Source organism: Ignatzschineria sp. LJL83, from assembly GCF_054871845.1.
Map to the genome: position 1 here is coordinate 14,674 of NZ_JBTXLY010000001.1, position 26,002 is coordinate 40,675.

Here is a 26,002-nt window from a genome sequence, read left to right on the forward strand (position 1 = left end):
ACTGCAGTCTTATAAAAAATAAACACAATTGAGATAGAAATGTTAAAACTAAATCAAAAGATGTGGGTTAATCATACTGAAAAACCAACAGCCTTAACTTTCACTGTTAACGAACTATTAAGCTTAAGACCAACGGGGAATCGTCTTTCTGCCTGGGGTACTAATCATCTTCTTTTATACTTGCAAATCTTACGTGATTTACAGAAAAAGACTTTGAAACCAGAGCAAGTTATTACATTCTCTAGAGGAGCAATGGTAGAGCAAAAAGCTGCTCGATCTACGGGGGGTATAGAAGGAGAGGAAAGGTTATTAGTTGATGTATTAAATCAAGCCGTCTCTCTAAATGCTCCAGATTGTATCCGAGCTTTATGTCAATTGTATGGAGGAGAAAAAGAAACTAGAAAGGTTTTGAATCGACTAGCTATACAATTAAATGTGTCAAAAAAATCTCAACGAAGTTTAACGGGAAGATTAGCCGACACTCAAAAAAGTAATCTATTTGATTATTATAAAATTGGATTAGAATTTTTAAAGTTAAATGAAAGTACTCTATCTTTTTTAAAAAATAAATCACACGTCATAAAAGATAAAATTTTTGAGCCTCAGCCTTTGGCTAATTTACAAACTGACGTAGTGGCTAGTATTTCTTGGGGAAATAAAAGTAATCAGTGTTTACTATTTTATAGAATAAATCAGAAGATAGTTTGCTCATTAGTTATTAATGCTAAGGATTCTAAACATGTCACAGAGCTTGTATCAGCCTTAAGTTTACTTACAAAAGAAGGAGAGCTGAATACTATAACACCTCTTCATTCTATGAATGTTGAGGATGATAATAATGTAGATATAGGATTAGAGTGGTTAGACATCAACCTTAAAGGACAGATTCTAAATAAAGATTTACGACCTGACTTTAATTTTGACATGATCAGTTTAACTCCGAGAAAAATAAAAGAGGGTAATTATACTCGTTCATTATTTATAAGCTTAAGTCCTGAAGATATTAAAGATATGAGGGGGGCCAAAGCTAAGGAAAGCATCCATAGAAATGAGGCTTTATTAAAGCGAAATATTAGTGATAAATTAGCTTTAATTATTACAGATGAACCTATAGAAGCCTATAGAAATAAAGTACCTCAATATATTGTGGGAAATAGTTTGGAAGCCGCATCATTAATAGCTGATATTGTCGCTGAAAGCTATAGTGGAAAGATGATTACAATAACAGGTAGTGCTGGTAAATCTTCGACTAGAATGATTTTGGAGAATCTTCTCTCAGAGATGTCTTTAGTAAGTAATCAAGGCAACAATAATGTCCATTTACCTAATTTAGAATTAGCTCTAAATCTAGTAAAAAAACCTCAATATCTGATAGCAGAAGTTGCTCTAGGCGGACTTAATAGACGAGCTTATGGGAATGAGTCATATAGATATTGTAGTGACGTTGTAATCATCACTTCTTATGGACTTACCCACACTAAAACAGGGAGTGAGGAGAGAAACTTAGATATTAAAAATGAGTTGTTCAGACATACTAAAAATGGTGCTACAGCCGTTATTAATGGAGACATAGAAAAAAAATATCTTTGTAAAATTATGGAAGAAGCCAATAGGCAAAATTTACAGATTAAAACTTATAGTCTTAGTAATAATCAAAGTTATTGTTATTTGGTAGGAAAAGAAGTGAAAAGAGAAGGGGCTGATATTACGATTTCTTTAAATCAGCAGATCTATAGTTTTCCAATAGCTGTGGATAGTGATGGACAGATTCAGAATATCATGGCTAGCTTAATAGCACTAGAGGCTCTTGGTTGTGACGTGTCAAAGCATATTCCTTTTTTAAAAGAACATTATAATTTACCTAGAAATCTAGAACGAATTTTGGTTGGAGATGCTGAAAGACAATTTACATTGTTAGATGATAGTCATAATAATTCTTTATTAGCTATGCGAAATGGAATAATGGCCTTTTCTGAAAAAAGGCATCTTTATTCAGGAAACGGTTTGCTTATATTGGGAGAAATTTCTGATTTAGAACATGATGGGATTTCGGAACATACAGAGTTAAAAAAAGTAATAATAAAGAGTGGGGCAGAGCATGTTTTTTTGTATGGAGCAGCATTTAAACAACTTTCTGATCAATTACCTAATGCGCAATGGTTTCTAGATAAAGAGAAGATATTTGAAGAGGTTACTAACTATTTAACCAATGATTCACTAGTTTATATCAAAGGTTCTGGAGCTTCATATAGTAGCTTTTATACTGTAGCAGACCAACTGAAACAGTATGTTTTATAAAATGTGGCAAACGTATATAAGAGTATTTTCAACTCTCACATATGCAGTAATTCACAATATTATTCTATTTCTATTTCTATTTCTATTTCTATTTCTATTTATATATGTAAAAGAAAACAGACATGACATTAAAAAAATTTTTTAAATCTAAAGATATGTGGGAGTCAAATATTATTATTGATTCCAAGATTAATAATCGTAAAATCAATATAGCTATCTTGAGATCTTCTAATTCTAAAATCGGTGTCACGGAACGCTTTGTAGAAAATCATATTCATGATATTCAATACATTATGTGTGATAACGAAAATATAGCTCAAAAATATGATAAAGAAGCAATAATTTTATCAAGTGATAAAGAGCATGATTTGTTTGAGGCATGTAAAGAAAAAAGGAAAAATATTAATCCATTTGTATATACAGTAATTGGTAGTGTAGGAAAAACTAGTGTATTAGGATTGCTTGGTCGTTCTTTAAAAAGAATTCAATCAAAAACGTATGTTAATGACTTTGGAAATAGACCATTTTATATATCAAAAGGAATTCTTTTTTCTTCACTCAGGGCTGAAAACTGGGTTTTTGAAGTTGCTGGAGCCAGTAAGTTTAAGGGAGAACCTATCAGTGTAATATCTCATGATATGCTACAGCCTGATGTCTGTATATTTACAAATATTGCCGAAGCGCATGTTGGAGCTATTGGTTCGTTAAAAGATATTGCTATTATGAAGTCAAAATCACTACAAAATATTCCGGATTCTAGTATCGTGATTTTAAATGGAAATATGCCTTATCAGGATGTTATTAGATCAAATATTAATCCCTGCGCAAGAGTTTATACCTTTGGGGATAGTGAAGAATCTAATTTTAAATTATTAAAAAGTGAAGAGGGGATTTTAAAGTTTAGATACGATAATTCTGATTATGATGTAAATATTCCCAAGGATCTACCCCAAGAAATAAAGTTGAATTTTCTATCAGTTACAGCAGCTTTATTTTTAACTAAAACAGATTGGAGAGTTGCTTGTGAATATTTTTCTGACTGGAAACCGGTAAAAGGACGAGGAAACTTGGAGGAAAGAATTGTTAGTAATAAGAAAATAAATATAATCAATGATTCTTATAATGCTAATCCTATCTCTATGAAATTAGCTCTAACAAGTTTATGTAAGAAAGATACTTTAAATAGAAAAATAGCAGTATTAGGGGAGATTGCAGAGTTAGGAGATCATCGTATTAGGATACATAAAGATATATTAGACTATATTTCTGACCTAAAAATAGATAAGGTAATATTGATAGGAGAGTCTTATACAAAGCATATCGATAGTTATATTGACAATGAAAAATTTACTTTTTTTAAAGATATAAATATATTTAAAGAGAACTTTAGTAGTATTATTTTAGATAATGATCTAATTCTTTTTAAAGGATCCCATTCAAGTCTGTTATATGATTTTTTAAATAAATTGGATTAATTGTGAAGTGAGAAAAAATTATAGATGCATGGCTTAGACTTTATTAGAACATCTAGAAATATATACTTCTTAAACATTGATTTAGGATTGAAACATACGGGCATTGAAAGTTCCGCATTATTGCGAAGCTCTCTATTTGTGAATCAATTGAATTGTATTCCTACAATCATTACGTACCGTTATCGTAGTCAGCTGACATCTGAAGTGAATGCGCTTCGAAGTAAGGGGAAGTTATCTAAAAAAATTCCAGTGGTAAATATTTATGATTACTTTCAGCAGTTAAAAGGCATCAATGATACGGAATTGCGACTGTATGACGGTAAGTTTAAGGTGTCATATGTTGGAGTTTCTCCTCAAAAATATGTAGATGAAAATAATAGAGTAAGAGCGAATGCGATTTATAATCAGTTAAATAATCGCTTGCACTATATTACTCATTACCACCAAGGAAAAAGATATCGCCGGGATTATTATCATGAAGGTGGACAAATAAGTTGTACGCATCTTTTAGATAAAGATGGGATGAAAACAACACAAGAAATCTTTTATCGTTATGATCAATCGATCTGTTTAATTAAAAGTTATTTTTATAAAGAAGATGGCAAACGATCAGCGCTAGAGATTCAAGTCATGGATGCTTTGGGGCAGGTAGTAGAAATTTTTGATACTGAAAATGGATTCATAGAGTATTTTTTAATGAGTTTTTTTGCTACTAAAAGTGAAAAGAGTATTTTATTAGTGGATAAAAATCGTTTCTTTTATGAACCCGCTTTAAATGTTAAAAAGCTGTACGGAACAGATAAAATTAAAGTGATTTCGGCAATTCATAATTTACATGCGGTGAATTATAAAGAGAAAAACACAAGCCGTATTAATTCAAATTATGTACCGGTATTTGAAGACTTAAGTAAGGCGGATGCGGTTGTAGTACAAACGAATATTCAGAAGAATGATATCCTTGAACGATTTGATAATCCTTCCAATATTTATGCGATTCCTCATACTTATGAAGCCCCTTTGACAGAAGAAACGATTGAGAGAAATCCTCTACGAGCAGTCTATTTTGCGCGTTATGATCATGATAAAAAACATGAGCTTGCTATAGAAGCATTTGCGAAAGTTGTCAAAAAATTACCATTAGCTGAATTTCATTGTTATGGGGCAGGATCAAGATTAGCAGAGTTAAAAGTTTTAGTAAAAGAACTTGATATGGAGAAGAATATTTTCCTGAATAATTGGTGTGACAGTGTTGCGAAAGAATATGAAGCTGCTGGTATGTCGATTATTACAAGCCCTTCAGAATCTTTCTCGTTAACAATTGCTGAGAGCTTAGCGCATGGTTGTCCTGTTGTTGGATTTGATGTTCCTTATGGACCTAAAGAGCTTATTCAATCTGGTGAAAATGGATATCTTGTGCCATTTGGAGATACGGATGCTTTAGCAGAGAAAGTCATTACAATGATGTCCGATCCTATGCTTTTAAGTGAGTTATCTCAGAATGCACGTTTAAGTTCTAAGCGATATTCAGAAGTGTTAGTCAGTAAGGCATGGAATCAATTACTGGAAGATATTATGACTCCGATGAACAACTAACCAATCTATAGATGAACTTTTATATAAAAATGAACAATCCCGAATACTAATAATATTCGGGATCTTATTAAAAATTTTGGGAGATTCTCTAAACGATCTATTAGAGGAGCTCTGTATCATAATCAAATGCTAAGAAGGAATCTGATCCTTCTGTATCGAGCATTGATCGAAGTTCTGTGCCTACTTTGACATGTTCAGGATGAATAAGGTATTCATCTCTTTCCTGTGGGGTATCAAACTCCATATAAAAAGCATAGTCAAAACCCTTATGGCGTGCTTCCGCACCATTGTATCGACCATAATCAAAGGATTTCATGCTTGGAAGAATAGTTTCTAATGCTCCAATTCTTTCAAAAATGTCTTTGATTTGTTCTTTTGATACTTCCTTGTTAAAACGCACTAATACAATATGCTTAATCATGATATCTCTTTTAAGGTCTTCTAAGGGTTAGTGGATATAGTATTTACTTGGGTTGTCATCGATTCTTATTTCATCTGGTGCGAAGATTGGTCCAATGGGATCTACTGGTATCGCATTGTAATCTTCAACTTTTACCACGCTTGGAAGTTGAACTTGTGCTGGAGCTTCAAGAGGATGTTGTCTACTACAGGCTGTTAGTAAAAAGGCTGTAGTAAAAAGTATGATGAGTCGCTTCATGATTGAAATCCATAGAGATATAAATATATGGTACTACACTGTTTTATAATTACTTTAGATAAAAACAGGGGAGAGTTCTAATAGATACAATGATAATAGAAGTAGTTTAAATTGCTAGAAAAATTTAAGAGAATAGTGGGTATTAGTACCGCATTTTAAAAGACAACCCGCCGAAGCGGGAGAGTTCGTGAATATATTGATTAAGCGACACTTTTTTTAATAAGCACTATAGGAGCATAAGCAATGGTGCTCTGTTTTTGGTAAATACGATCTCTATTCATAATCAGGTTTTGAGCTCTATAAAGTGCTTCAGTTAGTAATTGCATCTCTTTTCTACGCCAGAAAGGAGATCTAGATAGTTTAGATTCTGCTATAAAGATTCTTTCTTGGATTTTCTCTGGAGTATCTGCGCTAAATTCATTTGCAATGGATTGAATTTTATTAAAGCGAGAATCAAAAGCAATACGGCGATTTTCTTGATAACGATTCAAAAGAGAAAAGTGTTGGAATAGATTTTTCATAAGATGCTCCCATAGATTAAATAATCTGTTACAAATGATAAAACGAGTTGTTTGTATTTCTTTAATGTAATTTATATTACATATTTGCAATATTCATTACAAACTTTATTTGTAATTTATTCAATAATTTAGAGAGGAAACATCTTTTGTTTTTCGATAAATATAAAAAAACACCGCAATAAGCGGTGTTTTCAATAGATCTTTATTCTATTCTCGAAAGTGTCAATGATGTTTTAGGAAGCATGGATTTTGAAATGAAAAACTTCAATTTTATGTAGACAAGATGAATATAAGAGAAAGGAGATTGAGGGAATCTCTAAAATATTTTATTTTCTATGCTGAAAAAAATCTTAAAAAATATCCACCCATTTACCGATTACGACGCCATTAATAGATGCATCTCCTTCGATTTCAATAGGTTTATCTCCCCAGTTGGGATTGAGAGGAATGATATATTTTTTACCATCTGGCTCTATGACTAATTGCTTAAACGTTGCGCTGTTGCTGCCACCTAAAGTTACGATGACACAAGACTTGTTTTCGGGAAGTCGTGCTGGATCCACAAAAATAATATCGCCATCTTCAAAAGAGGGGTTTCCATTAGGATTCATCATACTAATGCCGGAAACGGTTAAGGCAAATGTGCCTTTGCTATGAGGTGCAGGACAAGGAACCCATTTGATGAGGTCATCTGTTGGGGAGAGCTCTGCATCACTAAAGTGCCCAGCCGCAACCCATGAAATAACAGGAACCATACCTCGGGTACTCATTGGGTTAATAGTGACTTCTGATTGCTCTGTCTGCTCTAAATACATATTAGGCATATCGGCAAGTTCTTCGATAGATCTCGCTTTACGTTCTCCAAAAACACGGCGACCATTAATAAGAGCCGATAACTCTCCTTGATTCATGCCTGTTTTTTCGATAAATGCGGCTTGTTTGCCTCCATAATACTCATCAATCCAAGCTTTTAAATTTTCAGCTCTGATCTTTGTCGCTTCATTCATTGTTTTTTCCCTCAATATTGACCCTATAAATGTAAATTATATAAATGCATTGGTCAATGTATTGCATAAATATAATGTTTTATTTTTAAGATCTAGATTCACAAAGAGTTTTTTAGCAGAAATCTGAGATTAGATTCCTGTATATGGAGTTGTGATATTTAATGAATGTAAAAGTTTAAATAACCTTACCAATCTTAAGATTTATTTAAGACTTCAATGTTTTAATAACATTCATCAACAAGTAGCCAATATTTATTTTCACAAAGGGAATATACAACATGAAAAAATTAGCATTAGTAACCGCAATGATTTTAGGTTCTTCAGTCGCATTTGCACAGTTCACAGATGGAAATAGTCCTGAAGGATTTACTGGTACACAAAACATTACGACAGTCGCTGTTGCCAAAGAAGCGAAGGATGATACAAAAGTGACGATGGAAGGAACGATTGTAAAACATCTCGGTGGCGAGCAATATCTCTTTAAAGATGCAACAGGTGAAATGGAAATAGAAATCGATCACGATGATTGGAAAGGCGTTCAAGTAGGACCTGAAGATACGGTAATTATCTATGGTGAGGTCGATCATCATCGTTTCAAGCCAACTGATATTGATGTTGATCGAATCATAAAAAAATAACAAGGTTCTATTAGAAACTAATAAGCCCTTGATAGGTTATTGCATGGAGATATAGTATTAATAAAATCCCGCTCATTGTGCGGGATTTTTGTATTTAGGCTAAATATAGCTCCATAAAAAAACAGCGAAACCTATTGGGATTCGCTGTTTTTTTATAACTTTTTATTATCCAATATGCTGAATTTATACTAGATTTTAAGTTTTAAATTTAGAATTCAACATTCAAAATTTGGAACGAAAAATCTTAAAGATCCGCTTCTAGCTCTTCGCCGTGCTCATCTTTAGGATGTGGCAAGATGAGATTTAGCACAATCGCAAGCACAGATGCAAGACCCACGCCGGCAAATGGGAAGCTTCCAATTTCAATGGTATAACCGCCAACGCCGGTAATAAGCGTTGCGCTTACAATCACAAGATTACGAGGAATGGTGATATCGACTTTCGCATCAATCAGAGCTTTTAAACCAAGGCTTGCAATGGTTCCAAAGAGCAAAATCATAATTCCGCCCATGACCGGAAGGGGAATGGAGCTTAAGAATGCGTTGAATTTCCCGAAGAATGCCATGAAGATCGCAAAAACGGCTGCATAAGTCATGATGAGCGGTTTATCATTTTTGGTAAGCATCACAGCGCCGGTGACTTCGCCGTAAGTTGTGACAGGAGGACCACCAATTAAGCCGGCAACACACACGCCAAGTCCGTCACCGGCAAGCGTCTTATGAAGGCCAGGATCAGACGCATAATCTTTGCCGGTCACTTTTCCAATCGCCATAATCCCGCCGATATGTTCAATCGCCGGCGCAATTGCCACAGGAAGCATGAAGAGTGCAGCCATCCAGTTGACTTCCGGCGTTACAAAATCCGGCACTTTAAACCAAGGAGCCGCTGCTACTTGTGAGAAATCCACAAGTCCAAGACTTGCGGCAACGCCGTAACCAATAGCAATTCCCATTAAAATTGGCACAAGACGTAAAAAACGTTTGCCGAACATCGTTACTAAAACCGTTACGATAAAGGTAATCGCCGACACAATGATCGATAATTTATAATCAACGACTTGCTCTCCGCCAGCTTTCCCCATCGCCATTTCTGTGGCAACAGCGGCAACTGAAAGACCAATTACGATAATCACAGGTCCAATCACAACAGGAGGAATTAAGCGGTGAACGCTCTCAATGCCTTTGACTTTAATGGCAAATGCGAAGATGAAATACATGAAACCGGCAGCGAAAAGCCCAAAGAACGTCGCGCCCGCTCCCCAAGTTTGCATGGCAAAGATAATGGGTGCGATAAAAGCAAAGGAAGAACCTAAGAAGATCGGCACTTTCCAACCTGTAACAACTTGGAACAAAATAGTCCCAATGCCGGCACCGAGTAGCGCCATTGAAGGATTAAGTCCGGTTAATAACGGCACAAGAACCATTGCCCCAAAGGCTACAAATAGAATTTGTAATCCGGCAATAGCATTATGAACAACTTGCATGATTGAGCTCCTAAAAGCGGATATAAAAGAGGTTTTTAAAGTGTGTAAAATTATATCAGTTTATTTGATAAATATAGAGTTTCTCTTGACTTACTGCGTGCTAATGCATAGTGAATTATTCTTTTTTTGAAAAAGATGCATTATTTATATGGTAATCATTAATAAAATTCATTTTAGAATTTTGTCTGTATGGGACTTTTCCTGAAGGAACATATTTACTTGAGTCTATTAAATGAGAGTCTTGGTCATCAAAGAAAATATGAGCCCCAAATGCTTTTAATACTTTATCTTTGGCGATACCTCCTAAGAAATAAGCTTCATCTACATATACACCCCAGTCTCGTAGAGTCTTGATTACTCGTAAATGTGAAGGAGCATTTCTTGCTGTAACGATTGCTATACGTAAAGGAGAATATTCGATAGATGTTCCAAGACTAGCCTTAACTTTATTTAACTTATGCAATAACTTTGCAAAAGGACCTTCTTTTAATGGGATATTTTCATTACTCAATTCATTTTGATGAAATGAATCTATGCCTTCTGTTTTATATATGTATTCGGAATCTTCAGAAAATAATACTGCATCAGCATCGAAAGCAATTTTTACACGATTATCTTGTGAATCATTGAACTCAGTAGGAGGAGCATAAATTAAAGCTGCAGCACAAGCTTTTGAATCAATAATTGTTTGAACATCCATTTCATCTTTTGATAAAAATAAGTCAACTTCAAAGGCATCAATATAAGGGGAAAGGGGCTCACCGCCTGACATAGCCATTCTAGAGATTTCTAAGTCTAGTGATTTTAATGAATTTAATACCCTAATCCCTGTTTCAGGACTATTTCTAGACATTACAATGACTTCGACTACAGCTTTATCCGTTAATTTATTAAGAGCTAATAAATTTTTCACTAAATAAAAAGCCGTTCCCGGTTGAAGGGGGGTATTTTCTTTTCTTAATTGATAAGCTCGATACGCGTCCATGCCTTTTTCTTGAAATATTCTATTTTCTTCTTCTAAATTAAATAATGCTCGAGAAGAAACGCCTATTACTAATGTGTCTGAAAGATCCAAAGCCATTTGATTCCTTTCTAATTTGATGTGTGTATTATTTAGTCGCTTAAAGAGTGTACCAAATTATAAGAAGTAAACATGGTTTGAAAATGTTACGAATACTTCCTTGTATCATTATTTGTGTTCAGGTAAATCTTAAATTAAGATGTGTTGGTTTCTTATAAAGAGTTTCTTGAAAAGATTTCTGACAAGAATTGAAAAATAGGCTTACTAAAAAGTCATTATTCAGATAAATTGGTGAGCTTAAAATATATTGCAGTATGCAAATACCATATTAAAATGCCGGCATTTTAAAGCAGTAACTTTGCTTAGATGAAGGCTTTAAAGTGGCGTGAATCAATATTAATAAACACACAACAATAAAAATTAGTGAAGAAGGATTGTCGTAGAGTTATGAAAACATATCGTTTGGTGATGTCTTGTCCTGATGGCGTAGGAATTGTTTCTGCAATAAGTGGGTTTTTAGCAGAAAATGGCGGTTGGATTATGGAAGCGAATCATCACTCAGACCTTGAAACGGGGCTTTTTTTCATGCGCCATGTGATTAAGGCGGAAAGCTTGCCATTTGGGATTGAAGAATTTTGCGAGCGTTTCGAACCAATTGCCGAAAAATTCCAGCTCAATTGGCGCATGATTGATACTTCAAAACAGCACAAAGTAATGCTCATGGCGAGTAAAGAAGCGCACTGTTTGGTGGATATTCTTTCTCGCTGGCATGCAGATGAGCTCGATTGTAATATTGTCGGCGTGATTTCGAATCATGAAGATCTTCGAAGCATGGTGGAATGGTACGGCGTTCCGTATCATTATGTGCCGGTGAATCCTGAAGATAAAGAGCCAAGCTTTGCGAAAGTAAATGAATTAATCGAAGATTCAAAAGCCGATACCATTGTACTTGCGCGTTATATGCAGATTATTCCGCCGAATTTATGTGAGAAATATAAATTCCGCATTATCAATATTCATCACAGTTTCTTGCCTTCATTTATTGGCGCAAGACCGTATCATCAAGCGGCAAAACGTGGTGTGAAATTGATCGGCGCAACGTGCCATTATGTGACGGAAGATCTTGATGCAGGCCCTATTATTGAACAAGATGTGATTCGTATTTCTCATGCGGATAGCGTGAAAGATATGGTGCGTTTAGGAAAAGATATTGAAAAAATCGTGCTTTCACGAGGACTTCGTTATCACTTAGAAGATCGCGTGATTGTTCAAGATAATCGAACAGTGATCTTCTAACTTTCATTCTAGTTTTCATATTAGTTTTTATTTTAGTTTTCGGAAAATAGAGCCGTTTTATATGGGCTCTATTTTTTGCCGGCAATAAGGAGATTTTGTAGGGGATTTTGTTGCACGATTAGAACTGATGCACGGCTGGGTCGAATGTTTGCATGCTTTTGAAGATCCCGCGCCAGCAAGATGAAGTCTTTTCGGAATTTTAAACGACAATAGAATAGAAGAGATTACGGATTTAATTGATAAAAGTGCGATTGGCGAAAAGTGCTGAAATTAGCTGTGTTGAATGTTTGAAAGCATCCAATTATTTCATGTATAAGATTGATTCTATTCCTATTTTTAGGCTGAAATTCAAATAAAAAATAACCGTAAAACAATCATAAAGCATTTAAAAAATAAACAGAAAATCATTGAGGAAGATCAAGAAGCGTTCAGAAAGGGTGGTTACTTCGACGAGGTTTTTATTTTTGAATGTTATATTGCGAGCATTGAATAGATCACTGAAGAGGTTTATATGAGCAAGAAATATAATGTTTGCGGTGTATTAGTGCATGTGAATGAAGAGAATTTTCCGGGATTAATGGAATATCTCAATCAGCTTCCAGGCTGTGAAGTTGTTGAACATGATCATAAAAACAAGATTGCCGTTGTGATTGAAGATCAAGAAAATGAAGATGCTTATGCCATTATGGAAACCGTAAAAGCGCATTCTAGCGTACTTTCAATTAGTCTGATTAATCATTTCTTCGATGAAGTGGATGATGAAAATGGCAATGAGATTCAATCATAAATAGAAGCATAATTATTCGAAATCGTTATTAGAATCAAAATTAACAACAGAATCAGAACCAGAATCAAAAAAACCTTCATGTTTAAAACAGCAGGTTTTTTGTTATCGATTTTTTTTCAGTAAATTCCCAAATTCCCAAATTTCCAAATTTCCAAATTTCCAAATTCGCAAATCCCAAAATCCGGAGTTCTAGTCTTTGCTGATTACAGCATATCGAAATATTCTCGGTGGAAGTGCTTTGGAACCGATAGATTCTGTTTACGCATGGATTTTTCGATTGCTGCCGCAAATTTTGTTGGGCCACAGAAAAATACTTCGGTGTTTTTATCAAAAGGTAAAGAATTGATCTGTAAAGATTCTCCTCTTTCATCGCAATAAATTGTTAAAGACACATCGCTCTCATTGGCTAATTGATAGAGATATTCCGGTTTTAAACATTCCTCTTCAGAGCGCACGCAGTAGTAGAGCGATACTTTGCCTTTTACTTTTTCTGTTTGCAGTGCTTCTAACCAAGCGATAAATGGTGTGATTCCAACGCCGGCACCAATCCAAATTTGGTTTTCCTTGCGAGAAGAGCCATAGAAGAAACGGCCATAAGGACCTTCCACACGAACGTCATCGCCCACATGCCAAACGGTTTGAATTTTACGAGTGTAATTGCCTAATGCTTTAATGGCAAAGCGAACATTTCCATCTTTCATATCGTTGGAAGCGATGGTAAAAGGATGAGATTCGCCGGAACCTTGATGCTTCAAGAATGCGTATTGCCCAGCTTTGTGATGCCAATTTCCTTGAATTTGGCAAGTCACTAATGTGATATCGCCTTGATGTTCAATCTCTACAATTTTACTGCGATATTGATTATGCTTCCCAATCAAACCTAAGAGCGCATAAATCGCCGCACATGTTCCGGCAACGCATAAAACAAGTAGCGCAATTCCCACAGGTTCATGCCAATAACGTGCCGGCATTAAGACGAGCGTATGAAATGCCGCGCCCACAAACATCACAGAAATGAAGCGGTGAATGTGTCGCCAAAGTTGATACGGGATCTTTTTCAGAAGCGAAATCACAAGCATTGCGATAAAGAGGAATACTAAAATTTCGCCAATATCTTTGGCAGATCCACTGAAAGATTTCAGCAGGGCAAATTTATCGCTAGGAACAGAGGCATTTCCGAGATATTGCTTGATAAATCCTTTTCCGACTTTCACGCCGTAATGCAAAATGACGAAGACAATACTGAAAATCCCGAGCCATTTGTGAACGTAGTAAATTTTGTCTAATCCGTGAAAAAGATTTTCGAAAATTCGGAGCCTTAACGCTAACAGCATGACAATTCCCATGGGAATCATCGCCATCACACCGGTAAGATTGTAGAGTTCCCTTCGGGAAAACCAAGAATTCCAATCTAATCCATATCGAAGGTACACATCCAGTATCCATAATAGGAGCGATGCAATAAAAACGCCCCAAACAATCTTCTTCTCTCGGCTCATGATATCCATATCATCCATTAAAGTTTCGGTCTAAATAATATAGCAACGGTAAAAACCGACCTCAAATATATTTGAAATATATTTGAAATATATCATTTTTATAAATGAAGTTTTTAATAGGTTTTAAGGAGTTTTTTACGGAACTTTTGCAAAAAATACTAGTTATAAAGTAGTAGTTTTTCATAATCATTACGATTTAGAAGGGTTTTTAAAATCTCTTGAATGTTAGTTATATGAGTTGATTTAAGAGTTTTCGTAGTGATTTTTAGAGGCGTCATTTTACATAATAAGCGTGATGTACATCAATATAAACCTTTCCCTTAATTGCTACCCTGAGGGCAGTTAATTTAGCTGTACACAGTTTAATGGAGAAATAATATGTCTATATCTCGTCGTCATTTTATGAAAGTCGTTGCGGCTTCTGGAGCTGCGAGTGCTTTAACAGGAATTCCCGTAGTTACGCAAGGCCAGCAGGTGGGTAGTGATGGTATTCGATGGGATAAAGGCACATGCCGTTTCTGTGGAACCGGTTGCGGCGTATTAATCGGTACGAAAAATGGCCGTGTTGTGGGAACGCAAGGCGATCCTGATGCGCCGGTAAATCGTGGATTGAACTGTATTAAAGGTTATTTTCTTTCAAAAATTATGTATGGAAAAGACCGCTTGAGCAATCCATTACTTCGCATGAGTAATGGCAAATATGATAAAGATGGCGAATTTACCGAAATCAGTTGGGATCAAGCGTATCAACTGATGGCAGAGAAATATCGTGAAGCGTACAAAGATAAAGAGAAAGGTCCTGATAATGTTGCCATGTTTGGTTCCGGACAATGGACTATCTTTGAAGGCTATACCGCCGTTAAACTCCATAAAGCGGGATTAAGAAGTAATAACCTAGATCCAAATGCGCGCCATTGTATGGCTTCTGCCGTTGTTGGCTTTATGCGAACATTCGGCATGGATGAACCGATGGGCTGTTATAATGATATCGAAGAAGCCGATGCATTTGTGCTTTGGGGATCGAATATGGCGGAAATGCATCCGATTTTATGGTCGAGAATTACGAGCCAGAGATTATCGCATCCCAATTGTGAAGTGCATGTATTATCCACGTATACGCACCGATCTTTTGAACTTGCCGATAATGGTTTAATCTTCACGCCGCAATCTGACCTTGCGATTTTAAACTATATCGCCAACTACATTATTCAAAACAGAGCCTACGATCAGGACTTTATTGATAAACATACGAACTTTAGAAAAGGCGATGATGATATTGGTTATGGTTTACGTCCTGAAAATCCGTTACAAGTTCAGGCGAAAAATCCAAATTCCGGAGATTCAACGCCCATAACCTTTGAAGAATTTGCCGAGTTTGTTTCAGAATATACCTTAGAGAAAGCACATGAAATTTCCGGAGTTCCAAAGAATAAGCTCGAGCGTTTAGCAAAACTCTATGCCGATCCTAAGAAAAATATTGTGTCGTATTGGACGATGGGATTCAACCAACATACTCGCGGTACTTGGGCGAATAACTTAATCTATAACATTCATCTATTGACCGGAAAAATCTCGAAACCAGGTTGCGGACCTTTCTCTTTAACAGGACAACCATCGGCATGTGGAACGGCAAGGGAAGTAGGAACATTCGCCCATCGATTGCCGGCAGATATGGTAGTGAATAATGACAATCACCGTAAAGTTGCCGAGCATATTTGGAAATTGCCGGAAGGCACTGTGAATCCTAAAGTGGGATTACACGCTGTCGATCAGAGCCGAGCGCTGAAAGATGGCAAGCTGAAAGTCTATTGGTCGATGTGTAATAACAATATGCAAGCAGGACCCAATATCAATGAAGAGATTTATCCTGGTTGGCGTAATCCTGAAGCTTTTGTCATTGTGTCAGACCCTTATCCAACGGTTTCAGCGCTCTCGGCAGACCTTATATTGCCGGCGGCAATGTGGGTAGAGAAGGAAGGTGCTTACGGGAATGCGGAACGAAGAACGCAGTTTTGGAGACAGCAAGTGAAACCGCTCGGCAATGCACGATCAGATATGCGCCAAATGGTGGAATTTTCCAAATACTTAACGGTAGATGATGTTTGGCCAGATGCGCTTTTAGCCAAAAATCCAGAGCTAAAAGGTAAAACTTTATATGAAGTGCTCTTTGAAAATGGCAATGTAAATAAATTCCCGTTATCTGAAAGACAAGTCGGTTTTGATAATACCGAAGGGGAAGCATTTGGCTTCTATATTCAGAAAGGATTATTTGAAGAATATGCCACTTTTGGTCGTGGCGAAGCGCATGATTTAGCACCTTTTGAAATGTATCATAAAGCCCGTGGCATGCGTTGGCCGGTGGTAGATGGCAAGGAAACGCTATGGCGTTATCGTGAAGGATCAGATCCCTATGTAAAACCGGGCGAAGGCTTTAGTTTCTACGGACATAAAGATAAAAGAGCGATTATTTTTGCGCTTCCTTATGAGGCGCCGCCAGAATTGCCGGATAGCGAATATCCATTTTGGTTCTGTACAGGGCGCGTATTGGAGCATTGGCACACAGGAAGTATGACCCGAAGAGTGCCGGAGCTTCATAAAGCGGTGCCGGTTGCACAGCTCTTTATTAGCGCCAATGATGCGAAAAAATTAGGACTTCGCCGTGGCGATAAAGCAAGAGTCACTTCTCGCCGAGGATCCGTTGTGACAACGGTGGAAACGAAAGGGCGAAATACGCCGCCGGATGGCTTAGTCTTTATTCCGTTCTTTGATGCATCTCGCCTTGTGAATAAATTAACGCTCGATGCAACGTGCCCATTGTCGAAGCAGACAGACTTTAAGAAATGCGCCGTTAAAATTGAAAGAGCCTAAATAAAGATATGGAACAATAGGCAATTTTATGAAGAAAAATCGTCGAAAGTTTTTAGCAGATATCGTGAAAGTCGGTGGGGCAGCTTGCCTTGCCGGCACACCTTTAGCAATGCTGGCAACGCAAAGTCAGGCTGCGAATAAAAATATCTTAAGACCGCCGGGCGCCATTGATGAAGCGGATTTTTTAAGCGCTTGTACTCGCTGTGGGCTTTGTGTTCGAGCATGTCCTTACGATACGTTGAAGCTCTCTGAACTGAGCCAACCGAGTTTTGGAACGCCTTTTTTCACGCCAAGAGAGATTCCGTGTGAAATGTGTGAAGATCTCCCTTGTATCAACGCTTGTCCAACGGGCGCATTAGATCAGAGCATTACGGAAGCGGAAGATATTCGAATGGGAACAGCGGTTCTCATTGATGAAGAAAACTGCTTAGCATTTTTGGGATTGCGCTGTGAAGTCTGCTATCGAGTTTGCCCTGTGATTGATAAAGCCATCACTTTGGAGCGACAAGAGAATCAGAGAACCGGCGTTCATGCGGAATTTATTCCGGTGGTACATGCAGAATATTGTACAGGTTGCGGGATTTGTGAAGAGAAGTGCGTGTTAGAGCATGATTCTGCCATTAAAGTGATTCCGACCAATATCGCAAGATCGAAATTGCCGGATCATTATCGAGTGAGTTGGGAAGAGGAAACAGCAGAAAGCCTTTCAATTGAAAATATTCCATTAAAAAGATTTGTACCATGACACAACATTCAAAAGTGACACAGACAAATTCGGCAAAACAGGAGAAGCGTTCCTATAAAAGTCCTTATAACACGTTCTATTTTGAAGAAGCGGTGGAGAAAAAAGGCTGGATTCGAGCGCATCTATTTCTCATTTTAAGAAGAATCAGTCAGATTTCCATCATTCTATTATTTACGATTCCTTTTGCGATGATGAATCAGGATGCTTTACAGGGAACCGTTGAAAACCCGCTTTCGGGAGAAAGAGAAATCTCTGAAATTGCCGGAAATTTTGCAAATAGTGATGGATTACGTAAAGAAGAATTTAGAGTGTTACAAGGCACGTTAGCCAATAGTGAGTTGTTAGAAGTGATTCCATTAGGCGATCCTTTCGTCTTCGTGCAATCTCTTGCGGCGCAAAATGTCTATCCACTCATGGGAATGATAGGCGTTCTATTGATCACGCTTTTCTATCTCATTTTTGGCGGCAGAACATACTGTTCATTTGTCTGCCCGATTAATATTGTGACGGATGCTTCGAGCTGGATTCGCCGGCAATTACGGATTAACAATCAACTGACCGTTTCTAAAAAAGCACGGTATTACATTTTAGGGATTGTGGTTGTGATTTCGCTGATTTTTCAAGTAATCGCTTGGGAGTTAGCGAATCCCATTACAGGACTATTTCGAGCGCTTGTCTATGGCGGATTGACCATTACGAATATCGGCGTGACTTTTAGCATCGTGATTTTTATTACCGATATTATCGGTTCAGCAAATTTATGGTGCGGGCATTTATGTCCTGTCGGTGCTTTTTATGGGATTTTAGGGAAGAAAACAATGCTTCACATGAGCGCTCCCAATTTAGAAGCGTGTGATGATTGCATGGATTGTTACAAAGCTTGCCCAGAACCTCATGTTTTAAAACCATTATTACAGCAAAGAAAAGAGATTCATGAAGCGGATTTGATGCCAAGTATTGGATTTAGCGATTGCACAAGATGCGGCAGATGCCTTGATGTCTGCGCTGAGAATGTCTTTAAGTACCGATTTATAAAAAAACATCATCCCATTAATCATCAACCAATTACGATTCAGCCGATCCTGAAAGAGAGGAAGTTATGAGAGAAAAATTACGATTATTAGTGATCTGCCTAGGGTTATTGATCGGCATTGGAATGAATGCCGGCATTGCGGAAAACTTCCCAGGATTAAGAGGGCCAGTTTCGGTGGATGAAGATAATATCAGCGTGGAGCCGTATCAGATGCAAGAAGGTATTGTGCTTCATAAAAACTATCGTCAGCAGCCGCCACTTATTCCGCACAAAATCGAAAAGTATCAGATTGATCTGAAAGCCAATCAATGTTTAGCATGTCATTCATGGCCGCAACATAGTGATTTTAAAACCGTTGCTGCGCCGGAAAGCCATTTTATCAATTCGCAAACCGGCGAAAAAACTGATCATATCGCGCCGGGAAGATGGTTCTGTAATCAATGTCACGTCCCGCAATCGAATGCGCCGGAACTCGTTGATAACCTTTTTGGTAAAACAGGAAAATAACAGAACATCAGAATAAGGCATAACAATAAGGAGATTATATGAAAGGCATTAAAAAGCTTTGGAAATGGTTTTGGCGACCATCTGCGCGTTGGTCGCTCGGCGCACTAATTCTTGCCGGCGTTCTATTTGGCACCTTCGGCACGATGACTTCTCATAAAGTTTTAGAGTGGACGAATAGCGAAGCATTCTGTACAAGTTGCCACACGATGCAATATAACCTGACGGAATATACCGGCACCGTGCACGATGTGAGTAAAACTGGCGTAAGAGCAACCTGTGCACAATGTCACGTTCCGGAGCAAGGCTTGAATTTGATCGCACGAAAAATAGAAGCATCGAATGATGTATATCAGCACTTTATCGGTAAAACCATTGATACGCCGGAGATGTTTGAAGAGCGCCGAGGATTCCTCGCCATGCGTGAATGGGGAAGAATGAAAGAGAGCGATTCCGCCGGTTGCCGAAGTTGTCATACAGAAATGAACATGGATTTATCGAACCAAAACATCCGCGCAAGAACAGGGCACACTTTAGCAAAAGATCGCAACCAAACCTGTATCGATTGCCACAAAGGCATCGCCCACGAATTGCCGGCAAACTGGATGCAATTACAAGATGAGCTCAATGAGAAATATTCAGATGTTTTGAAAAAATAAGATTGCTAAAAGTGAAAGATTTTAAAAGGCAAAATAAATCCCAAAACAATCATTTTTTATAATATTGATTTATTCTAGTTATAATTGATTTTCATATATGAAAATATAAAGATACAGAAAGATTGATTTTTACTTGAATAGATAGAAAAAAGCTAAAAAGCAAGCTTCTAATAAAGCACTTTTTAGCTTTTTCGTTATCTCTAAAAAATACCTAAAAAGTTTAAAAGCTCTAATTAGGAAGAAGATTAGAGCTTTTTTCTGAAGGTTAAAGATGGGAAAGAATATGAAGAAAACAGCGCTATTAGCACTTTTAGTAATCAATACTCTTTTGACGGTGACAAAAGGGGAGATTGATGAAGGGAAAAATATTAATTACATTGTGAACTTTAGATATCACAATATGTATTGCAATTTTTATGTGAATAAGATTCCATTACATTCTTCAGCAGGTAGAAGTTTAGCTCGTCAGTGGACTTTTATGGATCGTATAGGAATGTTTTTAAAGGAAGGTAATAATACTTTTGAGGTCGAAGGTGTTGATCTTCCAGAGGATCGTGATGGCGCATTTTGTGAGATGGTTATTTCTTCCAGAATTGCTAATACTGAAACCCAAAAACATGAAATAGAAGAGGTTAGTTCTCTGCGCCTGACCTATGATGAAAATAGAGAATTTACGATTGTAGAAAGTAAAGAGTATGAGACTACTACAGTGACAGATCAGCCGATATTAGAACAGTTAAGCATTCTTAGTTATGAAAAAGAAATAGGATTACAAAATAATGTGATGGCAAGTCGCTCTTTAAAGGTTAATCATCCCTTTAAAACGCATTCATGGAAATATAAAGCGACTCCATTTGAGGATACTCTAGAGAATCGAGAGAAATTATGGCGCAAATATGAAGAGATGCATCAGATTATGGAGGCTAAGAATTATAAAAATTTTGTTCAAGCACTTCAACCAGGATTGAAAGAAACAGAAGTTTATCAAGGAGATCCTAAAACTAGAAGTTGGGAAAATAGTCTATTAGCATCTAATAGAGCTTTTTTTAATAGCTCAAACTTAACAATGAGACCAATTGATCGGGATTACGGCTATGAGTTGTTGATTAGTGATGATGGGCTACTATTTAGATTTGGTGGGGATGGGATAGGCGCACCTCAAAGGTTATATTCGTCTTTATTCTATAGTAACGGTTTATCAACCAACATGACATTTACCTTAATAGATGGTGAGATTGTGATTGCTTTTTAATCACGTTTGCACATTTTTACGCTTTTAAGTTTGGAGTTAATCTATGAAAATTATGAGTAAATACGTGTTTGTGGCGATCTTGTCGCTTGTATCGATCTCTCTGACGGTCGCAAAAGGGGAGATTTATGAAGGGGGAAATATTAACTACATTGCGGATTTTAGATACCAAAATATGTATTGTAATTTCTATATTAATAAAATTCCTATTCATACATCCAGCGATAGAGATTTAAATCAACAGTGGTCATTTGTGGATCGCGTAGGAATGATGCTTAAAGAAGGTAGAAATAGTTTTGAAATAGAAGGGATAGATATTCCTGTGGATCATACAGATGCCTTCTGTGAAGTTACCATTACAGCTTTTATGAGTAATCCCGATACGAAATCTACGGAGAGTAAAGAGGTCAGCTCATTACGATTAACTTATGATGATAATAATATTTTTACAGCTATTGAAAGTAAAGAGTATTCAGAGTCTACGGTAACGGATAATCCAATATTAGAAACCTTAGGATTTAAAACTTACTATGATGAAAGAGAGATTCAAGACAATATTATGGTAAGTCGATCTTTAGTCGTGAATCATGCTTTTAATACTCATTCTTGGAAGTATTTATCTACCCCATTTGAAGATACACCTAGAAATAGAGAGAAGTTGTGGCAAAAATATGAAGAGATTCGTCAAATTATGAATGAGAAAAACTATAAGAAATATGTAAACTCCCGACAACCAGGCTTAAGTGAAACAGAAAGATATCAGGGAAATCCTGACACTAATAGTTGGGAAGATAGTGTGCTGAATGGTTTTAAACAATATAGTGCAATTCCTAATTTGTATATGGAACCTATAGAACGTGATGAATATATATTAATGATTAGCAATGATGGATTACTTTTTAGGTTTGGAGGATCAGGAAAGGGAAATCCTGAAAGACTGCTTTCGCCTTTACATTTTGAAAATGGCAAAGATGAATACTGGGATACTAATATTACTTTTACATTAATTGATGGAGAGATCGTTCCGGCTTTTTAATCATAATATGAAAAAGTTTTAGTTTATGTAGGATCAGATAAATATAAGGAAGTTCGTAATTATGGTTGTTCGCCTTTTAGATTGAAGGAATATCGATGAAGAAAAATGAAGCTCCAAAAACAATATTAACGCTTTGGAAATGGAGCATTATTTATAATTTTATTTTCAGTGGTATCACAACTTTGATTAGTGTTTTCTATCGTGAGCTTTTCATTATCTAAGTCTGATTGGAATCAGTTTGTTTTTTATTTATATGAAGATCCTATCCATTTACTTCACTATTTAATAAGCCTACTTTTTTGGGGAATAATGATCTTTTGTGTGTTTTCGCCAAGCGCTGTTGTTCTCTATTTAAGGCTTAAGAGAAATAGAGGTCTTTATATCGCAACCGTTCTAGCATGCTTTCTCAATACGATGTTAGTTACGGGAGTTTTAGCATTATCATCCTATTCCCATATGCGAAATAAAGGAGAGCTAGAAAGCTTGTATTATCTGCTGATCACAACGCCTTTAGTAACTATTATCAGTAGCTTTCTTTCTGTATGGATAATCATAAAGTGCCTCAGGAATAGGGGGTATAAGTTTATTTTATGAAGATATTACGGATATTTATCCCCTCTTTGATTGTGATCTATATTACATGGATGATATGTTTTTTCATCCAGCCTTTTTATATTAATCCTGCTGAATTACAGAATAAAACGTATGGGGATATTGTTCAGCTCTTGGGAGAACCGACTCATAACTTTAGCGAGAAGGGTTTTGTTGCTTGGGAAAGAAGGCTAAACACTTACACCATACAAACAATTCAATTACAGATAAATTCTGCTGATATAAATCCTGAATACATTCCAACAATGATTACTCAAAAAAATATTTATGATGCTAATACACGCTATTTTATAAAAACAAACACAATAGATACTACAAATCATACTCTTAAGGATCGTTTTAGAATTTGGCCTTTTGGATAAAGACGATATGATCTTGCTTTTATTGCAAGATTAAATTTGAGGTATAGAAATGGATAGTAAAAATTATCGGTTATTAGGGTTTGAGTTAAAGCTTGCAGAGGATGTTTTACCATCGGTAGATTGTTGCATTTGGGATGATGATGAAATTGGCACCGAAAAATTATGTGCTTTAGGGGCGCAAAGAAATATGGTTCAGCTAATGGATAGTGAATGGGATCTTATCGAAAACTCTACGAAAGAGGGATCTGTCGCAATGGCTGTACTTATCGATATGAAGTATTTACCAATGTTGCGAATACTGGATAGTCAATATGCTCTATCTCCTTATCCAGAGATTGATTTTGATGCATTATTAGCGAGAAGTTGGGAATTTAGGGGATTTGATATTGTTGATGTAGATGGTTTATTTTCTATTTTTGATATGTTGCCAAGTTTTAGGCGTCAAGAGTTATTGTCGGTGGAAGATGATCTTGACCATTATGTGGAACTTGCAAATACAGCAGTTCCTTCGCATTCCCCTTTTGCACCCCTTGCGATATTTACTTATCAAAGTAGATAACTAGGTTAAAAATATTTCGTATCCGTCTAGTTAGTCAAGATGTTGAGAATATTGCTAATTTGTTTTTGATGATGATCAATAAAAGAATCTGGTAAGTTTTTTATTAAATTGAGATATCTTATTAAAATCTGTTTCTGTTGCTTGGTAAATACCGAATGAATGTAGCTTAATGAGTTGCCGATAGTTGCGAGCGAAAATTCTAAAATAGCGGTATCCCTGCAAATTTTTTCTATAGAAGAGATAAGATAAGCAGGTAGAAAGTAGATAAGTGCTTCCTGCTTCATCTGTAAGATATCGTAATCGATAATTTTAAGTAAATGGGGTTCTTTGGAAATATCTTTCCAACTCGCATTTAATAAGATATTTAAATATGAATAATCAAAGCTTTCAAAAAATTCAGGGTTAAATAAGAGAGATATTTTTTTAAATTTTTGGGGCTGAAAGTGTTCGGAAATCTCTTCTTCTAAAGATAATTTCTCTTGAATCCATTGAATTGAATGCTTAAAAGCTTTGACCGCTTCAGGATATGATTTTTTGGGTTCAAAAATAGAGAAGGCACTACTTATAGAGTCTATTTGGTCTAAAGAATAGGAAATCATGTGGCAAAATAAGTCAGAGTGATGATCTAGCGTGGAATTACCAGCCTTTTCCATAAAACATAGTAAAACGTCATCATCTTGATCGGCATTTTGTAATAAATGAATTAATACGGCAGGTAAGAAATAATCAAATAGATCATCAACTAAATACCAATGTTCTATATCTTTTAGCATAGAGTGATTTCTTCCTAAGAGATCTGACCAGTGCAAAGTCATTAGATCTAAATTTAATAGATCCTTATTAGATGCGACATCCATCATAGATTCAACGGGATTCAGTTTATTATAAAAAACAACTTTTTCGATATCCCATGCCACGCTGATTTTTTTGATAATCTCATTCATCATTATTGTGCTTTTTAGTTTATAAAACTGAACTTTACCAAGCTCAATCATAGCATTGAATAGGCGAATTTTTTTATATTGTATGATAGAAGTAACTGTTAATAAGTTGTTTTTAGGAATGAATTTATGAAAATTATGAGTAAATACATGCTTGTGGCGATCTTATCGTTTGTATCAATCTCTTTGACGGTGGCAAAAGGGGAGATTGATATTCTAAATATTAAGGATGATGAGAGCGATATCTTTGTGGAATATACGGGAAGTTTTAATTTTAATAATATGCATTGTATTTTTAGCATTAATGGTTTGTTATTCACAACCTCAACACTAATTTTGCCCAAAGGCTGGAAGTTAGAGAATATGCAATTAAGTGATGATATCGGAGGGCATTTACATCAAGGTGCTAATAATATTGAGATCAGAGGAATTCAAGTACCTACGCTTCCCAAGGAGGGCACGATATCTTATTGTGAAATGAGTATTTATGCTTCTGCTATCAACCGGAGAACAGGGGAAACTGGAGGAGAAGAGGTTTCGCATTTACGTTTATCTATTGATGAGAGTGGAAAGTTTACAGCAGAACAAAGTCGAAATTTTCCAGAACCCTCTGTAATAGATGAACTCCAGCTATTTGAGTTAGATGAAAAAGCAATTAATATAGATTGGCTCAATAATGATACCGTTGTGCGAAGAAATTTACAGATTGATCATAGGCATGATTCTTTTGCTTGGACAAAAGCGAAATCTTTTGAGAATACACCTGAGAGTATTGCTCGATTATGGGAGGCTTACGATGAGCTAACCGCCGCATTCAGCGCACAAGATTTAGAGAGAATTGAACAGTTAATATTACCTGCAGGAAAAGAGCGGGATCGCTATACGGGATATACAGGGATGGGGTCTCGTCGTGTAGAGGAAAGATTGTTGTCTTATCAGAGATTATTAAATCAACATGGCTTTACCCCTTCTAAAATTGATAGAAACGATTATGAGTTGGAAATTGCGGATCATGGAAAATTATTTCGATTTAACTATAAAGGGGGATTTAACTCATCGCCCATTATTTATGATATTGATGGCGGAAAGTCTTACGGAACGATCAATTATTATTTTACAGAAATAGACGGCAAGATCCGAGTAGGGGTTTTGTAATTT

General features: G+C 36.3%; 24 protein-coding genes. 16 read left to right on the forward strand and 8 right to left on the reverse strand.

The window, feature by feature from the left end; translation table 11 throughout:
- Positions 1–39 precede the first annotated feature (39 nt).
- The 3 genes from ACYSN2_RS00035 (at position 40) to ACYSN2_RS00045 (ending at position 5,366) form a co-directional block, all read left to right on the forward strand.
- Positions 40–2,298 (forward strand): Mur ligase family protein, encoded by a 2,259-nt coding sequence (locus ACYSN2_RS00035; RefSeq protein ID WP_461748206.1) that lies wholly within the window; start codon positions 40–42, stop codon positions 2,296–2,298.
- A gap of 122 nt (positions 2,299–2,420) precedes the next feature.
- Complete coding sequence (locus ACYSN2_RS00040; protein ID WP_461748207.1) at positions 2,421–3,773, forward strand: Mur ligase family protein; 1,353 nt, start codon at positions 2,421–2,423, stop codon at positions 3,771–3,773.
- 138 nt (positions 3,774–3,911) lie between these two features.
- Positions 3,912–5,366, forward strand: a complete 1,455-nt coding sequence (locus ACYSN2_RS00045) for a glycosyltransferase (protein WP_461748208.1) — start codon at positions 3,912–3,914, stop codon at positions 5,364–5,366.
- Positions 5,367–5,466: 100 nt separating this feature from the next.
- Here ACYSN2_RS00045 and ACYSN2_RS00050 read toward each other — a convergent pair whose 3' ends face one another.
- The 4 genes from ACYSN2_RS00050 to ACYSN2_RS00065 form a co-directional block, all read right to left on the reverse strand.
- Positions 5,467–5,787 carry a Dabb family protein gene (locus tag ACYSN2_RS00050; RefSeq protein WP_461748209.1) on the reverse strand — a complete coding sequence of 107 codons (321 nt, stop codon included), beginning with the start codon at positions 5,785–5,787 and terminating at the stop codon, positions 5,467–5,469.
- Positions 5,788–5,814: 27 nt separating this feature from the next.
- Positions 5,815–6,024: a hypothetical protein gene (locus ACYSN2_RS00055; protein ID WP_461748210.1), complete on the reverse strand. Its 210-nt coding sequence runs from the start codon at positions 6,022–6,024 to the stop codon at positions 5,815–5,817.
- A 200-nt stretch (positions 6,025–6,224) separates the two neighbouring features.
- A complete protein-coding gene (locus ACYSN2_RS00060) occupies positions 6,225–6,545 on the reverse strand; it encodes a hypothetical protein (RefSeq protein WP_461748211.1) in 321 nt (106 codons plus the stop codon).
- A 350-nt stretch (positions 6,546–6,895) separates the two neighbouring features.
- Positions 6,896–7,552, reverse strand: coding sequence for a LexA family protein (locus ACYSN2_RS00065; RefSeq protein ID WP_461748212.1), 657 nt, complete (start codon positions 7,550–7,552; stop codon positions 6,896–6,898).
- A gap of 278 nt (positions 7,553–7,830) precedes the next feature.
- On the opposite strand from ACYSN2_RS00065, the gene ACYSN2_RS00070 reads away from it, so the two are divergent.
- Positions 7,831–8,190: a NirD/YgiW/YdeI family stress tolerance protein gene (locus tag ACYSN2_RS00070; RefSeq protein WP_461748213.1), complete on the forward strand. Its 360-nt coding sequence runs from the start codon at positions 7,831–7,833 to the stop codon at positions 8,188–8,190.
- A gap of 244 nt (positions 8,191–8,434) precedes the next feature.
- Here the strand turns inward: ACYSN2_RS00070 and ACYSN2_RS00075 are convergent, their stop codons facing one another.
- Both ACYSN2_RS00075 and ACYSN2_RS00080 read right to left on the reverse strand, forming a co-directional pair.
- Positions 8,435–9,673, reverse strand: a complete 1,239-nt coding sequence (locus tag ACYSN2_RS00075) for a uracil-xanthine permease family protein (protein ID WP_461748214.1) — start codon at positions 9,671–9,673, stop codon at positions 8,435–8,437.
- A 115-nt stretch (positions 9,674–9,788) separates the two neighbouring features.
- Positions 9,789–10,754 carry a 5'-nucleotidase gene (locus ACYSN2_RS00080; RefSeq protein ID WP_461748215.1) on the reverse strand — a complete coding sequence of 322 codons (966 nt, stop codon included), beginning with the start codon at positions 10,752–10,754 and terminating at the stop codon, positions 9,789–9,791.
- 387 nt (positions 10,755–11,141) lie between these two features.
- Between ACYSN2_RS00080 and purU the strand changes: the two genes are divergently transcribed.
- Both purU and ACYSN2_RS00090 read left to right on the forward strand, forming a co-directional pair.
- Positions 11,142–11,990 carry a formyltetrahydrofolate deformylase gene (gene purU / locus ACYSN2_RS00085; protein WP_461748216.1) on the forward strand — a complete coding sequence of 283 codons (849 nt, stop codon included), beginning with the start codon at positions 11,142–11,144 and terminating at the stop codon, positions 11,988–11,990.
- Between the two features lie 511 nt (positions 11,991–12,501).
- The gene (locus ACYSN2_RS00090) at positions 12,502–12,777 is read left to right on the forward strand and encodes a chaperone NapD (RefSeq protein WP_461748217.1); all 276 of its coding nucleotides are present in this window, start codon (positions 12,502–12,504) and stop codon (positions 12,775–12,777) included.
- Between the two features lie 203 nt (positions 12,778–12,980).
- Here the strand turns inward: ACYSN2_RS00090 and ACYSN2_RS00095 are convergent, their stop codons facing one another.
- Positions 12,981–14,276, reverse strand: coding sequence for a ferredoxin reductase family protein (locus ACYSN2_RS00095; protein WP_461748218.1), 1,296 nt, complete (start codon positions 14,274–14,276; stop codon positions 12,981–12,983).
- 378 nt (positions 14,277–14,654) lie between these two features.
- Here ACYSN2_RS00095 and napA point away from each other — a divergent pair, with 378 nt between their 5' ends.
- The 9 genes from napA (at position 14,655) to ACYSN2_RS00140 (ending at position 23,903) form a co-directional block, all read left to right on the forward strand.
- Positions 14,655–17,144, forward strand: a complete 2,490-nt coding sequence (gene napA / locus ACYSN2_RS00100) for a nitrate reductase catalytic subunit NapA (protein WP_461748219.1) — start codon at positions 14,655–14,657, stop codon at positions 17,142–17,144.
- 28 nt (positions 17,145–17,172) lie between these two features.
- Positions 17,173–17,889, forward strand: coding sequence for a ferredoxin-type protein NapG (gene napG, locus ACYSN2_RS00105; protein WP_461748220.1), 717 nt, complete (start codon positions 17,173–17,175; stop codon positions 17,887–17,889).
- Complete coding sequence (gene napH / locus ACYSN2_RS00110; protein ID WP_461748221.1) at positions 17,886–18,992, forward strand: quinol dehydrogenase ferredoxin subunit NapH; 1,107 nt, start codon at positions 17,886–17,888, stop codon at positions 18,990–18,992. Before napG ends, napH begins: the two co-directional genes overlap by 4 nt.
- Positions 18,989–19,429 (forward strand): nitrate reductase cytochrome c-type subunit, encoded by a 441-nt coding sequence (locus tag ACYSN2_RS00115; RefSeq protein WP_461748222.1) that lies wholly within the window; start codon positions 18,989–18,991, stop codon positions 19,427–19,429. The genes napH and ACYSN2_RS00115 overlap by 4 nt, the downstream gene beginning before the upstream one ends.
- A 38-nt stretch (positions 19,430–19,467) precedes the next feature.
- Positions 19,468–20,085 (forward strand): NapC/NirT family cytochrome c, encoded by a 618-nt coding sequence (locus ACYSN2_RS00120; RefSeq protein ID WP_461748223.1) that lies wholly within the window; start codon positions 19,468–19,470, stop codon positions 20,083–20,085.
- Between the two features lie 283 nt (positions 20,086–20,368).
- Positions 20,369–21,337: a hypothetical protein gene (locus tag ACYSN2_RS00125; RefSeq protein WP_461748224.1), complete on the forward strand. Its 969-nt coding sequence runs from the start codon at positions 20,369–20,371 to the stop codon at positions 21,335–21,337.
- Between the two features lie 43 nt (positions 21,338–21,380).
- A complete protein-coding gene (locus tag ACYSN2_RS00130; RefSeq protein ID WP_461748225.1) occupies positions 21,381–22,370 on the forward strand; it encodes a hypothetical protein in 990 nt (329 codons plus the stop codon).
- Positions 22,371–22,960: 590 nt separating this feature from the next.
- A complete protein-coding gene (locus tag ACYSN2_RS00135; RefSeq protein WP_461748226.1) occupies positions 22,961–23,344 on the forward strand; it encodes a hypothetical protein in 384 nt (127 codons plus the stop codon).
- Between the two features lie 49 nt (positions 23,345–23,393).
- Positions 23,394–23,903, forward strand: a complete 510-nt coding sequence (locus tag ACYSN2_RS00140) for a hypothetical protein (protein WP_461748227.1) — start codon at positions 23,394–23,396, stop codon at positions 23,901–23,903.
- Positions 23,904–23,929: 26 nt separating this feature from the next.
- Here the strand turns inward: ACYSN2_RS00140 and ACYSN2_RS00145 are convergent, their stop codons facing one another.
- Positions 23,930–24,850 (reverse strand): hypothetical protein, encoded by a 921-nt coding sequence (locus ACYSN2_RS00145; RefSeq protein ID WP_461748228.1) that lies wholly within the window; start codon positions 24,848–24,850, stop codon positions 23,930–23,932.
- Between the two features lie 123 nt (positions 24,851–24,973).
- Here ACYSN2_RS00145 and ACYSN2_RS00150 point away from each other — a divergent pair, with 123 nt between their 5' ends.
- Complete coding sequence (locus tag ACYSN2_RS00150) at positions 24,974–25,999, forward strand: hypothetical protein (RefSeq protein WP_461748229.1); 1,026 nt, start codon at positions 24,974–24,976, stop codon at positions 25,997–25,999.
- The last annotated feature ends 3 nt before the right edge of the window (positions 26,000–26,002 follow it).

Bases quoted from the DNA above. Each gene is read 5' to 3' on its own strand.
- ACYSN2_RS00135 (WP_461748226.1), top strand. From the start codon at position 22,961: ATGAAGATATTACGGATATTTATCCCCTCTTTGATTGTGATCTATATT.
- ACYSN2_RS00095 (WP_461748218.1), bottom strand. From the start codon at position 14,276: ATGAGCCGAGAGAAGAAGATTGTTTGGGGCGTTTTTATTGCATCGCTC.
- ACYSN2_RS00075 (WP_461748214.1), bottom strand. From the start codon at position 9,673: ATGCAAGTTGTTCATAATGCTATTGCCGGATTACAAATTCTATTTGTA.
- ACYSN2_RS00115 (WP_461748222.1), top strand. From the start codon at position 18,989: ATGAGAGAAAAATTACGATTATTAGTGATCTGCCTAGGGTTATTGATC.
- ACYSN2_RS00130 (WP_461748225.1), top strand. From the start codon at position 21,381: ATGAAAATTATGAGTAAATACGTGTTTGTGGCGATCTTGTCGCTTGTA.
- ACYSN2_RS00070 (WP_461748213.1), top strand. From the start codon at position 7,831: ATGAAAAAATTAGCATTAGTAACCGCAATGATTTTAGGTTCTTCAGTC.
- ACYSN2_RS00080 (WP_461748215.1), bottom strand. From the start codon at position 10,754: ATGGCTTTGGATCTTTCAGACACATTAGTAATAGGCGTTTCTTCTCGA.
- ACYSN2_RS00065 (WP_461748212.1), bottom strand. From the start codon at position 7,552: ATGAATGAAGCGACAAAGATCAGAGCTGAAAATTTAAAAGCTTGGATT.
- napG (WP_461748220.1), top strand. From the start codon at position 17,173: ATGAAGAAAAATCGTCGAAAGTTTTTAGCAGATATCGTGAAAGTCGGT.
- ACYSN2_RS00125 (WP_461748224.1), top strand. From the start codon at position 20,369: ATGAAGAAAACAGCGCTATTAGCACTTTTAGTAATCAATACTCTTTTG.
- ACYSN2_RS00035 (WP_461748206.1), top strand. From the start codon at position 40: ATGTTAAAACTAAATCAAAAGATGTGGGTTAATCATACTGAAAAACCA.
- ACYSN2_RS00060 (WP_461748211.1), bottom strand. From the start codon at position 6,545: ATGAAAAATCTATTCCAACACTTTTCTCTTTTGAATCGTTATCAAGAA.
- ACYSN2_RS00055 (WP_461748210.1), bottom strand. From the start codon at position 6,024: ATGAAGCGACTCATCATACTTTTTACTACAGCCTTTTTACTAACAGCC.
- ACYSN2_RS00050 (WP_461748209.1), bottom strand. From the start codon at position 5,787: ATGATTAAGCATATTGTATTAGTGCGTTTTAACAAGGAAGTATCAAAA.
- ACYSN2_RS00145 (WP_461748228.1), bottom strand. From the start codon at position 24,850: ATGATGAATGAGATTATCAAAAAAATCAGCGTGGCATGGGATATCGAA.
- ACYSN2_RS00120 (WP_461748223.1), top strand. From the start codon at position 19,468: ATGAAAGGCATTAAAAAGCTTTGGAAATGGTTTTGGCGACCATCTGCG.
- napA (WP_461748219.1), top strand. From the start codon at position 14,655: ATGTCTATATCTCGTCGTCATTTTATGAAAGTCGTTGCGGCTTCTGGA.
- napH (WP_461748221.1), top strand. From the start codon at position 17,886: ATGACACAACATTCAAAAGTGACACAGACAAATTCGGCAAAACAGGAG.
- purU (WP_461748216.1), top strand. From the start codon at position 11,142: ATGAAAACATATCGTTTGGTGATGTCTTGTCCTGATGGCGTAGGAATT.
- ACYSN2_RS00150 (WP_461748229.1), top strand. From the start codon at position 24,974: ATGAAAATTATGAGTAAATACATGCTTGTGGCGATCTTATCGTTTGTA.
- ACYSN2_RS00090 (WP_461748217.1), top strand. From the start codon at position 12,502: ATGAGCAAGAAATATAATGTTTGCGGTGTATTAGTGCATGTGAATGAA.
- ACYSN2_RS00140 (WP_461748227.1), top strand. From the start codon at position 23,394: ATGGATAGTAAAAATTATCGGTTATTAGGGTTTGAGTTAAAGCTTGCA.
- ACYSN2_RS00040 (WP_461748207.1), top strand. From the start codon at position 2,421: ATGACATTAAAAAAATTTTTTAAATCTAAAGATATGTGGGAGTCAAAT.